The 11292-nt window shown below is 71.3% G+C and carries 10 protein-coding genes; 2 read left to right on the top strand and 8 right to left on the bottom strand.

What is annotated here, in order from left to right:
- Positions 1–3: 3 nt before the first annotated feature.
- From ACIOEW_RS31180 to ACIOEW_RS31165, 4 genes are all read right to left on the bottom strand, one after another.
- Positions 4–948 (bottom strand): ABC transporter permease, encoded by a 945-nt coding sequence (locus ACIOEW_RS31180; RefSeq protein WP_362544647.1) that lies wholly within the window; start codon positions 946–948, stop codon positions 4–6.
- A 1-nt stretch (position 949) separates the two neighbouring features.
- Positions 950–2542 carry an ABC transporter substrate-binding protein gene (locus ACIOEW_RS31175; RefSeq protein WP_401967832.1) on the bottom strand — a complete coding sequence of 531 codons (1593 nt, stop codon included), beginning with the start codon at positions 2540–2542 and terminating at the stop codon, positions 950–952.
- A 332-nt stretch (positions 2543–2874) separates the two neighbouring features.
- The gene (locus ACIOEW_RS31170) at positions 2875–2946 is read right to left on the bottom strand and encodes a putative leader peptide (protein WP_315986294.1); all 72 of its coding nucleotides are present in this window, start codon (positions 2944–2946) and stop codon (positions 2875–2877) included.
- 100 nt (positions 2947–3046) lie between these two features.
- Positions 3047–4252, bottom strand: coding sequence for an ROK family protein (locus tag ACIOEW_RS31165; protein WP_401967830.1), 1206 nt, complete (start codon positions 4250–4252; stop codon positions 3047–3049).
- Positions 4253–4880: 628 nt separating this feature from the next.
- On the opposite strand from ACIOEW_RS31165, the gene ACIOEW_RS31160 reads away from it, so the two are divergent.
- Both ACIOEW_RS31160 and ACIOEW_RS31155 read left to right on the top strand, forming a co-directional pair.
- Positions 4881–5846 carry a TauD/TfdA dioxygenase family protein gene (locus ACIOEW_RS31160; RefSeq protein WP_401967827.1) on the top strand — a complete coding sequence of 322 codons (966 nt, stop codon included), beginning with the start codon at positions 4881–4883 and terminating at the stop codon, positions 5844–5846.
- A complete protein-coding gene (locus ACIOEW_RS31155) occupies positions 5843–7318 on the top strand; it encodes a sulfatase-like hydrolase/transferase (protein ID WP_401967825.1) in 1476 nt (491 codons plus the stop codon). Before ACIOEW_RS31160 ends, ACIOEW_RS31155 begins: the two co-directional genes overlap by 4 nt.
- A gap of 28 nt (positions 7319–7346) precedes the next feature.
- Here ACIOEW_RS31155 and ACIOEW_RS31150 read toward each other — a convergent pair whose 3' ends face one another.
- The 4 genes from ACIOEW_RS31150 to ACIOEW_RS31135 form a co-directional block, all read right to left on the bottom strand.
- The gene (locus tag ACIOEW_RS31150; RefSeq protein WP_401967822.1) at positions 7347–8576 is read right to left on the bottom strand and encodes an MFS transporter; all 1230 of its coding nucleotides are present in this window, start codon (positions 8574–8576) and stop codon (positions 7347–7349) included.
- A gap of 82 nt (positions 8577–8658) precedes the next feature.
- The gene (locus ACIOEW_RS31145; RefSeq protein ID WP_401967821.1) at positions 8659–9696 is read right to left on the bottom strand and encodes an alpha/beta hydrolase fold domain-containing protein; all 1038 of its coding nucleotides are present in this window, start codon (positions 9694–9696) and stop codon (positions 8659–8661) included.
- Positions 9693–10250, bottom strand: coding sequence for a quercetin 2,3-dioxygenase (locus ACIOEW_RS31140; RefSeq protein WP_362544626.1), 558 nt, complete (start codon positions 10248–10250; stop codon positions 9693–9695). The genes ACIOEW_RS31145 and ACIOEW_RS31140 overlap by 4 nt, the downstream gene beginning before the upstream one ends.
- Positions 10251–10388: 138 nt before the next feature.
- Positions 10389–11291, bottom strand: coding sequence for a LysR family transcriptional regulator (locus ACIOEW_RS31135; RefSeq protein WP_401967819.1), 903 nt, complete (start codon positions 11289–11291; stop codon positions 10389–10391).
- Position 11292: the final 1 nt, after the last annotated feature.

Genomic DNA, 11292 nt, shown 5'->3' with positions numbered 1-11292 from the left:
GGGTTACTCCCACCTGATCCGGGGGTCGAGCCAGGCGTACACGAGGTCGGTGAGCAGTTGGACGAGGACGAAGACGGCGACCAGGAGCAGCAGGAGGTCCTGGACGACCGGGTAGTCCCGGCGCTGGAGGCCCTGTTCGGCGAGCTGGCCGAGGCCCGGCCAGGCGAAGATCGCCTCGACGAGCACGGCTCCGCCGAGCAGGTGCCCCACCTGCATGCCGAGCAGGGTGACGACGGGCGGGAGGGCGTTCGGCAGTGCGTGGCGCCACAGCAGCCGGCGCGGTGCGACCCCAGCGGCGGTGGCGGTGCGGATGTAGTCCTCGGCGAGCCCTCGTTCGATGCCGTCCTTGAGGTAGCGGCCGAGTACGGCGGCGCTGGGCAGCGCCAGGCAGAGCGCGGGCAGCAGCAGGTACTGCGCGGCGAGGTCGGGCGCGGTCAGGAAGGCGACCCGGCCACCCGGGGGCAGTACGCCGAGGATCACGGCGAACAGCAGCACGAGCAGGACACCGCTGACGAACGGCGGCACGGCCAGGGCGGCGGTCGTGGTCACCCGGACCGCGGTGCGGACCCAGCGGCTGCGGGAGGTCGCCCCGAGGACGCCGAAGGCCGTACCGAGCACCACCACGAACAGGAGCGCGGCCAGGGAGAGTTCGGTGGTGGCGCCGAGCCCGTCCCCGATCAGGTCGGCGGTCTGGCCGCCGATCGCGTACGAGGGGCCGAGGTCGCCCGTCAGCAGTGAGCCGATCCAGCGGACGTACTGGGAGAGCAGGGGTGCGTCGAGGCCGAGCCGGTCCCGGATCGCGGCGACGGTCGCCGCGTCCGCGTCGGGGCCCGCGAGGGTGGTGGCCGGGTCACCGGGGACGAGCCGCAGGATGGTGAAGATCAGGAAGGAGGCGGCGATCAGGACGAGGAGGGCCGACGGCAGCCGGCGGATCAGATAGCTGCGCATGTCATACCAGGTAGGCGTCGTCGAGGTTGAGATACGAGAACTTGTTCAGCGTGACGCCGTGCAGCCCGTCGGCGGCGACCTGGACCTGTCCGCGGACGACGAGGTCGATGAGGAACGCCTCGTCGAGCAGGATGGAGGAGATCTTCTCGTGCTGGGCGTTGGCCTCGGCGGTGCTCGACTCGGGCTCGGTCCAGGCCTCTTGCACCACCTCGGTGTACGCGGCGGAGCGGAACTTGGAGGTGTTCTTCGCCTCGTTGAACGGGTAGGCGCTCACCGCGAGGGTGGAGGGCTGCACCTGGGCGAAGCCGTGCCCCATGGTCCACAGGGCCGGCATGTCCTGGGAGATCAGCTTCTTCTGACCGGTGGCCGGGTCGGTGGGCTGGAGCGTGACGTGGACGCCGACCTGCTTGAGGTCGTACTGGAGGGATTCGGCGATCGCCGTCTCGCTGGGCAGCGCGAGGTGGAGCAACGGCAGTTCCAGCTTGCTGTGCCCGGCGGACTTCAGCAGCGCCCGGGCCTTGGCGGGGTCGTGGGAGTAGTGGGTGCGGTGTGCCTCGGTGAACGCGGGCGAGGACTTGGGCCAGGGGGCGGCGGAGGCGAGACCGTAGCCGCCGAGGGTCTGCGCGAGCAGCCGGTCGCGGTCGACGGCCCAGGCGAGGGCCTGGCGGACGGTCCGGTCGTTCAGTGGGGCGATGGTGGTGTTGACCCCGAGGTAGACGGCGCCGCCGCCCGTGTCGTAGTCGCTGATGGTGAGATGCGGATCGGTCTTGACGACGCCGAGGCTCTTGCCCGGCACGTTGAAGGAGAGCTGGGACTGGCCGGAGCGAAGCGACGAGATCAGGGCGTCGGCCTGGGGTATGACGCGCAGTTCGACACCGTCGAGGTAGGGCCGGCCGGCCTGCCAGTACTTGTCGTTCCTGGCCAGGCTCAGACCGGAGCCGGGGCTCCACTTCTTCAGCTTGAACGGTCCGGTGCCGATGAGCTGCTTACCGGTGACGGCGTCCTCGACCGTCTCCGAATCAGCGATGATCATGAACTCGAACAGGTCGAACAGGTTGTTCACCGGGTGTGCCAGCTTGAGCACCAGTTCATGGTCGCCGCGCTTCTCGAATCCGGTGATCGTGGCGGCTGTGGCGCGCAACTGGGCGGCGCGTACCGGGTTCTGAAGGTTTTTCACGGCGAATATGACGTCGTCCGCGGTGAACTTGCGGCCGCTGTGGAACGTCACGTCGTCACGCAGCCGCAGCGTGATGCTGCGCCCGTCCTTGGCGTACGTCCAGGAGCGGGCGAGCTCCGGCTTCGGGCTGAGCCGGTCGTCGTAGCGGGTCAGGGTGTTGTAGATGAGCCGGTGCTGGAGGGACTGACCGCTCTGGGAGAACAGCAGGGCAGGTGTGAAGTCGCTGTTGACCGCGACGTTGAGAACACCGCCGCGCTTGGGTGCGGCACTCGCGCCCTTCGGAGCGGACGAGGTGTCCGACACTGCCGAGCGGCAGCCCGCCAGGCCCAGTCCGAGAAGCAGGGCGCCGCCTCCTGCGGCGCGCAGTGTCGAGCGCCGGGAGGGTCCGGGGGGCGTGAGGGAGTACAGCTCGGTCATCGAAGCCTGCCTGTGACGGTGAGGGACGGCGAAGGGGAAGGTGCGGCGCGACGCACTCATGCATTCGTTCCGCTGCGGGAGGAATTGAAGGTCGAGGTGGTGCATCCCGAAGGAAGCACGGTTCGAGGGCACTTCGAGGGCGTGCGGGATCAGTGCCGACAGCGCATGAAGATGCCTGTCGGAGCAGGAAGGGGTGAGCTGGGGCGCATCAGGCCGTAACGCGGTACCGGACCTCGGGGAACCGGCTCCGGGCAGGAGCGTCGTTCCGTTGGTGAGGTATCAGCGAGGCGTTGCGAACGCCCGGGACGGGTCCGCGGAAGAGACGGTCCGGGTCAGTTGCGGACAGCACAGACCGCGCTGGCCTGTCGACAGAGGTCGACGTGCCTGCGGGAGACGAGGCGCATGTCCGGGTTCACGGGAGCAATATGACAGTGGCTTCGCCGGGCGGTCAACCCGGTCTGTCCGGATCCTGGTACGAAGCCCCCTCCCGCCCCTTACGGGCGGCTACCGCTGGGACGCGGTCAGCGGGCTCCTGAACAGCGGGTTCAGCAATATGGTGCCCGCCGCGACGGGGATGACGGCTGTCCCGGCATGCGGACTGACGATCCGTTCGGGGTCCCGGCAGACGTGGGAATGGTCCACCGCCGCGCCCCGGATCTCCTCCAGGTAGTCCGGATTGACCAGGCTGGAGTGCTCGGTGACCACGACAAGATCGGGGTTGAGGACGTCCAGGAGCAGGGCCGTCGCACGGCCGACCGCGCGGGCCCGCTCACGCAGCAGCCGGTCCGCGCGCCGGTCTCCGGAGGCCGCGGCGTCCACCACCAGGAACGCGTCCGGTTCGGGCACGATCCCGCGGCGCACGGCGATGCGGGCGACGGCCGTGTTGGAGGCGGTCGCCTCCAGGCAGCCGGACCGCCCGCAGGGGCAGACGGCCGTGGAGTCCGGTACGGGCAGATGCGCCACGTCGCCGGCTCCGGACCCCGGTCCCTGGTGGACCACGCCGGCGATGCCGAGGGCCGCGTCGACCACGTTCCCGATGAAGAGGTGGACCAGGCTTCGGCGCGCCGCAGGCCGGCCGAAGAGGATCTCGGACTGGGCGATGGCCCGGGCGTGGTTGTCGACCCGCACCTCGAGTCCGCCCAGGCCACGGGCGAGTTCGGCGGCGAGGGGCCGCTGATGCCAGCCGAGTGCGTCATGCCGCACGGCCGTCCCCGAAACCGGGTCCACCCACCCTCCCAGAGCGGCGCCCACACCCAGCAGACGCCGTCCGCGGCCGACGTCACCGAGAAACGCGCGGAGCCCCTGGACGATCCGGAGCGACAGCTCCCCCGGCGCTATGCCGTCGTGCGGCAGGGCGCGGCGGGCCAGCAGCCGTCCGCGCAGGTCGAGCAGGCCGAACGTCGAACCGGGTACGCCGATGTGGACTCCGGCCGCGACCGGCCCGCTGCCCTCCCTGGTGTGCAGATCGACCGGGATCTGGGGTCTGCCGACCCCGCTGCTCGCCACCAGCTCGGGCAACTCCCGCACCAGGCCCAGGCCTACGAGGTCGGTGCACTGGCGGGACACGGCGGCCGGACTCAGCCCGGAGAGATCGGCGATCGTCCGGCGCGCGACCGGCCCGTGGTCGAGCACGGTGCGCAGCACCGTGGCGGCGTTGGCCTCGCGTCGGCCGTCTCCGATCGCCCGGAAGACATGGGGGGCAGTGGTCATGAGGCCTTCCTCAGATGTCATGGGGGCCATCCTCAGGTGTCATGAGGGCATCCTCAGGTGTCATGAGGGCATCCTCAGGTGTCATGCAGGCCGTCCTCAGGTCCTGCGACACAGGGGCGGTCGCAACATTACGGCGGCGTGAATTCGTCTCCGGGCTCGCGCCCGGCACCGGGGCCGGGTCTGCAGACCCTCCGGCACGACAGGAAAAGCTGCAGCTCAGAGGCGTTTTCGCGATGCCTTTCCGGAGGTGGTGCGGGCCCCGCGCAAGGGCCGATTGAACCACTGCCCGGCGCCCCGCGGGGCGGGGACGGACGCTTGACGTACGCCACGGGGCGCTGCGAGTCTCCGGAACATGTTCGCGACGGCCGATACCGATGCGCGGCCCGCCCGCGCCGGCCGCACCGCAATGCCGCCCGTGTGTCCGGGCCGCTGTACAGCCCTCTGACCAGGCTGCCCCCGCACCGCACTTCGGACGGCTCTCCACCCGTACCTCCGCTCCCGGACAGCACCCGTCCGCAGGCGGCCGCTCCACAGCCTCATTTCTTCCGCTCCCAAATTAATCAACTCGCCGTTGACCGGACTCCCGGATCGGCCGACGTACGAGCTTGCCCTTCGAAGGGAATCTGCCATGACCTCCACAACCACCGCCCCCGCGCCCTCCGTTACCGTCCAGAAGCTCGGCGGCCGCATCGGCGCCGTCATCTCCGGGGTCCGCCTCGGTGGAGATCTCGCTCCCGAGACCGTCGCGGCAGTCCGGGCCGCGCTGCTGGCCAACAAGGTCGTCTTCTTCCGCGGCCAGGACCACCTGGACGAGGACAGCCACGAGGCGTTCGGCCGGCTGCTCGGCACCCCGGTCGCCCACCCGACCGTCCCGTCCGCCGACGGACGCTACTCGCTCGGCATCGACTCCGACCACGGCGGCCGGGCCAACCAGTGGCACACCGACGTCACGTTCGTCCCCGCCTATCCGGCCTTCTCCATCCTGCGCGCCGTCGTCATCCCGCCTTACGGCGGCAACACCCTGTGGTCCAACACCGCTGCCGCGTACGCCGAACTGCCGGAGCAGCTGCGCACCCTGGCCGACAGTCTGCGGGCCGTCCACTCCAACGACTACGACTACGTCGCCCTGCGTCCGACCGCCCGGCCGGAAGCGCTCGCCAAGTACCGGGAGGTGTTCACCTCGACGAAGTTCCTCACCGAGCACCCGGTGGTCCGCGTCCACCCCGAGACCGGCGAACGTGTGCTGCTCCTCGGCAACTTCGTCCAGCGGATCAGCGGGCTGACCGGGAGTGACTCCCGCGCTCTCGTCGATCTGTTCCAGTCCCACATCGAGCGCCCGGAGAACACCGTGCGCTGGGACTGGCAGGTGGGCGACGTCGCCATCTGGGACAACCGCGCCACCCAGCACTACGGCGTGGACGACTCCGACACCCACGAGCGCAAGCTGCGGCGCGTCACCATCGACGGAGACGTCCCGGTCGGCACCGACGGCCGCTCCTCCACCCTCATCAGCCCCGAGGCGGTGCCCGACCCGTCCTTCGGGATCGCTTCCGGCGCCTCGACGGCCCAGGACGCCCAGACGGCGGGCGCATGAGCGGGACCACTCCGCACGGTGAGACACCGGCCCCGGCGGGCGGCGCTGCGGCGCCGCCCGCCGGGGCGCCCCCGCAGGTGATCGTGATCCTCACCGACCAGCAGCGCTGGGACACGGCCGGTGTGCACGGCAACCGGGCGGGGGTGACTCCCGAGTTCGACCGGATCGCCCGCGAGGGCACCCTGTTCGAGCAGGCGATCACCCCCAACCCGGTCTGCGCACCCGCCCGTTCGGCGCTGCAGACCGGCCGCTTCCCGACCGCGACGGGCGTCTTCCGCAACGGGCTTCCGCTCCCCCGGGACATCCCCACACTCGCCGGGCAGTTCGCGGCGGCCGGGTATGTGACGGGCTACATCGGCAAATGGCATCTGGCGGGCGAGGACCAGCCGGACGGCCCGGTGGCACCCGGCCGCCGGGGCGGCTACGAGAGCTGGCTCGCCTCGGACCGGCTCGAGTTCACCTCGGACGCCTACCGCACGGTGGTGTACGACGAGGACGGGGATGCCGTCCGGCTGCCCGGATACCGCTCGGACGCCCTGATCGACGCGGCGATCCGTTTCGCGGCCGACCACCACGACCGCCCGTATCTGCTGTTCCTCTCCCTGCTGGAGCCGCATCACCAGAATCCGACCGACGACTACCCGGCCCCGGCGGGCTACCGCGAGCGCTACGAGGGCGCCTGGCTGCCCCCGGACCTCGCCGCGCTCGCACCGGGCGCCCCGCAGGGCGGTGCGCACCGCCATCTGGCCGGCTACCTCGGGCAGATCAAGCGGGTCGACGAGGGGGTGGGGCGGCTGCGCGACGCTCTGCGAAGCATCGGGACCGAGGAGAACACCGTGCTGGCCTGGACGGCGGATCACGGTTCCCACTTCCGTACCCGCAACAGCGAGTACAAGCGCTCGGCCCATGAGGCGTCCGTCCATGTGCCCCTCGCGCTCACCGGTCCGGGCTTCGTCGGCGGTGGGCTCGTCCGCCGGCCCGTCGGAACGGTGGACCTGATGCCCACCCTGCTGGCGGCTGCGGGCCTCCCGGTTCCCGATGGTGTCCAGGGACGCTCCCTGCTTCCGCTGACCGGCGGGGGCCGCGATCCCGGCCGGCCCGGTTCCGTGTTCGTCCAGATCAGCGAGGACCGGGTGGGGCGCGCGGTGCGTACCTCCCGGTGGAAGTACGTGGTGGACGCGCCGGGCGCGGACGCGTGGAACGACCCGGGCGCGGACCACTACACGGAGACGGAGCTGTACGACCTGGCGGCCGACCCGTACGAGCTGGACAACCTCGCCGGGCTGGACTCGCACCGGGAGGTGGCCGACGAGCTGCGCCGGGAGCTGCTGGGCTGGCTTGATCGGATCGAGGACGCGAAGCCGGAGATCGAGCGGGCCACCGCGCGCCCGTCGGGCCAGCGCCGCGCGGAGTCGTTCCCGGCCGGCGCACCGTGGAACGGCGTGCGGTTCGGTCACCGCCCGCGCCCCTGACGGTCCCAGGCCCGTCGCCGTTGTCCGCTCAGGTGCCCTGGGCGACAACGGCGGCGGGAACGGTCTCCTGTCGCGTCCCCGCCGCCCACCGTGCCGCCGGCCCCAGCGCGTACGACGCGGCGAGGACCGTTCCCCCGAGCAGCAGCCAGCCCGCCGTGCCCCATCCGACCAGCAGCGCGGCGAGCAGGAGGGGTCCCAGCGTGCGCGCGACGGTGACGCCGGTGCCGAAGAAGCCCTGGTACTCGCCGATGCGCCCCGCCGGCGCCAGATCGAAGGAGAGCTGCCAGGAGCCGGCCGAGTGCAGCATCTCCGCGGCGACCAGCAGCACGGAGCCACCGGCCAGGGCGGTCACCGCGAGCCACGGGTTGTCCACCGCAGACATGGCGAAGACGAGGCAGGTCAGGACCATGAGCACGCCGGACCGGCGAAGGGCTCGGGCTGCCGTGGAGATCCCGTTCACGGAGCGGGCGGTTCGGACCTGGAAGAGCATCACGGCAGCGGTGTTGAGCACGAAGAGCGCGGAGACCAGCCACTCGGGAGCCTCGGTCCGCTCGGTGATCCACAGCGGCAGGCCGATGCTGAGCAGCGGCATGCGCAGGAGGAGGACGGCGTTGAGGAACGTGACGACGGCGTACGGCCGGTCCCGCAGCACCGTAAGCTTCGCGCTCCGGTCCCCGGGCACCGCCGCGACGCCCGGCAGCCGGAGCAGGACGAGGGCGCAGAGCAGGAAGCTTGCGGCGTCGACGGCGAAGACTGCGAGGTACGCAGCCGTGGTTCCGGCGGACAGCGCGAGGCCGCCGAGTGCGGCGCCCACGGCAAGGCCCGCGTTGAGCGTCGACTGCAGGTGGGCGAGCGCACCGGTGCGCTCCTCCTTGGCGACCAGGCCCGCGAGCAGGGCCTGGCGGGCGGCGGCGAGGCCCGACTGCGCGGTGGCGTAGAGGCAGGCGGCTGCGAGGAACAGCGCGAAGTCCCGTACGACGAGGAAGGACGCGACCGCGACACCGGTGGCGAGGGCGAGCAGGACCGCCGTTCCCCGCGGGCCCCGGCGGTCGGCGATCCGGCCGAGGGGCACCCCGACGACGGAGCCGACCGCCCAGGCGACGGTGAGTCCGAGCCCGATCCTGGCAGGGGCGAGGCCGACCACATGGGTGAAGTAGAGGGCCGAGGTGACGTAGTACGCGCCGTCGCCCACGGAGTTTGTCAACTGGGCGAGCGAGAGCGTGCGTTGAGGCCCGGCCGGCGGCAGAAGGTTCGGCATGACGTTGACGATACGCAGGGATCGGCTCACCCGTGTGGGGCAATTCAGCACCGCGCGAGTGGGCCATTTCGCCCGTTCCCGCTCAGTCGGAGAAGTGCCGGCGCATGTGCTGGTCGAAGAACCGCTCGACGAGACCGGAGGTGAGCACACCGGGCCGGTCCGGGGCCCGGTCGCCGCACCGGGTGGTGTGCACGGTCGTGGGCAGAGGCGGCGTCCGCTCGAGGGCGTCGGTGTTGAAGAATCCGTGTCCGGCCCCGTGGACCGAAATCAGGGTCGCCTCACTGCCGGCGCCGTGCAGCGCGTCGAACAGCCGTTGGCTCTGCCTCGGCCCGACCAGGAGATCCTCGTCTCCGTGCAGGATCAGGAAGGGCACCGCCGGCCCGCTGACATGGCTCACCGGGCTTGCCTGGGAGGCGAGTTCAGAATGGTCCGCCGTCGGACCGCCGAGCAGCCCCCAGGGCGGGGACGACGGATCGATGTCGTTCACGACCCCGCCCGGCAGGCTGTCGGCGTCCATCTGGAGGAGGTCGGCGGGGCCGTAACCGTCGACGACGGCCCGGACCTCGCTGGAGTACTCGGCGTGGCCGCCGTTCCCCTCCCACACCGGGTCGCCGCCCGTCAGTCCGAGCAGCGCGGCCAGGTGCCCGCCGGCCGAGCTTCCCCATACGCCGATGCGCTCCGCGTCCAGGCCTCGGTCCTGCGCCACCGAGCGCAGATAGCGCACGGCGGCTTTCACGTCGTGCAGTTGGGCCGGCCACACCGCCGTGCGGCTCGACCGGTACTCGACGTCCGCCATGGCGTAGCCGCGCTGGGCGAACAGCCGTCCCAGGTGAGGGCCCATGCCGCGGGCCGCCCGCTGCCATCCTCCGCCGGGCAGCCAGACGACGACGGGACGCGGACCGGGCACCCCCTCGGGCAGATACAGGTCCATCCGCAGCTCACCGCCGGTGGCGGGCCGGGAGAAGACCAGGCCACGCAGAACCGTCACGGCGGGTGCGGGCGCCGTCGGTCCCGGCGGCGAGGTCGAAGCGAGGCCCTCGACATAGGTCTGCATCAGGGTCGCGTTGCGGCCGCGCTGTTCCGCGTCGGCCCGGTCGTCCGCTTCCGTGCGTGCGTTCACGCTCCCTCCCACTGCTGGCCCGGGGCGGGAACGTTCCGGAAGCGGGTGAACGCCTGCTGCATCCGGTCCGGGGAGGGGATGAACGGCACCGTCGGTACGTCCCGTTCCTCCGTCAGGTCGCCCAGGGCCTGGAAGAAGCGCTCGAATCCGCCGGTGGAGACGCCGAGGATCTTGTTGTACTCGCCTTCGGTGCGGTACGAGTGGACGATGCCCGCGGGCACGTAGCCGAAGTCGCCGGGGCGCAGCAGTTTGCTCTCCTGGCGCCCGTCGGGGTGTTCCAGGAAGACGCGGGCGGCTCCCTCGACCACGTAGAAGATCTCGTGCACGTCCTCGTGGGAGTGTGCGACGATCAGGTCGCCCTTGGGCTGGCGGGTGGTGAAGACCCCGAACTGGCCCTCCGTCTCGTCCGCCGACAGCAGTACCGTCACCACGCTGTCGAAAAGCTTCGCCCGTTCGCCGTCCCCGTCCTCCAGGAAGAAGGGTGCGGGACGCCCGGGGAGAACTCCTTCCCAGGAAGGTTTCGGCTGCCGGCCGGGAACTTGACCGAATGTCACAGGTGCCTCCAAGGGGTGGGTGCGCGTGTGATCAAGTCTGCTGACGGACCGCTCCGGGAGCCACGACTTGTTGCCTCAAGCATCATGAGGGCGAACCTAACCTTGCAGGTCAGAGCGGTTCCGCATCCCCTTTCGGTATCAGTGGGTATCGGACCGCCCGGTCTCGCGACGCGCCACGCGTACGGCGAGTTCCTCGACCGCCAGGACCGCGGCGGACGGCGCCCTCGCCGACCGCAGCAGGTAGACCGTGGCGTCGGGCAGTCCTCGCACCGGGACGAACACGACACCGGGCCGGGGCGAGGCGGAGACCGCCCCGGCACCGGCGATGTTGACGCCGAGGCCGGCCGAACAGATGTCGAGGACCTCCTCGAACGTGTCCGCCACGTACGCGACCTTGGGGGCGAACCCGTCGCTGCGGGGCAGCCCGAGCCAGTCGATGAGCGCCTCGTCGCCCAGGGCCGCGACGAAGTGCTCGTCCGCCACCTCGTCCACGGTGACGCTGTCCCGGCCGGCCAGCGGGTGGCCGGCGCCGACCACCAGAACCCTGCCCTCGGACCAGAGCGGCACCGCGTGCAGGCCGGGGGCCGAGGGCGCTGCCAGGGCCGGCGCGAGAACCACGTCGACCAGGTCCGTCCGCAGCGCGGTCAGGGAGCCGTCGAACCCGAGGCGCCGGATCTTCCATCGTGTGTCCGGAAAGGCTCGCGCCGCTTCGTTCAGGATGACGGAGCCGATGTGGCTCCCGACGACGAGGCCGACGCGCACCACCGCACCACCTGCCCGTCGCTCCTCGGCCCAGGACACGACTTCGTCGAGCGCCGCGATGGAACGGTGGGCCATCGGCAGCAGTTCGGACCCCAGCTCGGTGAGTTCCACATGGCGGGCGTCCCGCCGGAACAGCGGGGCGCCGAACCGCCGTTCCAGCGCCGCGATCTGCTGGCTCAGCGACGGGGCGGAGATGCGCAGGCCCTGCGCGGCACGGGCGAAGTGGAGCTCGTGTGCCACGGCGACGAAGTACCGCAGTTGCTGGACCGTGAGATCCACG

It is taken from the genome of Streptomyces sp. NPDC087901, assembly GCF_044742205.1.
Taxonomy (GTDB): domain Bacteria; phylum Actinomycetota; class Actinomycetes; order Streptomycetales; family Streptomycetaceae; genus Streptomyces.
Note: the sequence above shows the minus strand (reverse complement) of the source record. Positions and strands in the feature narration are given on the sequence as shown.

Bases quoted from the DNA above. Each gene is read 5' to 3' on its own strand.
- ACIOEW_RS31150 (WP_401967822.1), bottom strand. From the start codon at position 8,576: ATGCCGAACCTTCTGCCGCCGGCCGGGCCTCAACGCACGCTCTCGCTC.
- ACIOEW_RS31165 (WP_401967830.1), bottom strand. From the start codon at position 4,252: ATGACCACTGCCCCCCATGTCTTCCGGGCGATCGGAGACGGCCGACGC.
- ACIOEW_RS31160 (WP_401967827.1), top strand. From the start codon at position 4,881: ATGACCTCCACAACCACCGCCCCCGCGCCCTCCGTTACCGTCCAGAAG.
- ACIOEW_RS31155 (WP_401967825.1), top strand. From the start codon at position 5,843: ATGAGCGGGACCACTCCGCACGGTGAGACACCGGCCCCGGCGGGCGGC.
- ACIOEW_RS31175 (WP_401967832.1), bottom strand. From the start codon at position 2,542: ATGACCGAGCTGTACTCCCTCACGCCCCCCGGACCCTCCCGGCGCTCG.
- ACIOEW_RS31180 (WP_362544647.1), bottom strand. From the start codon at position 948: ATGCGCAGCTATCTGATCCGCCGGCTGCCGTCGGCCCTCCTCGTCCTG.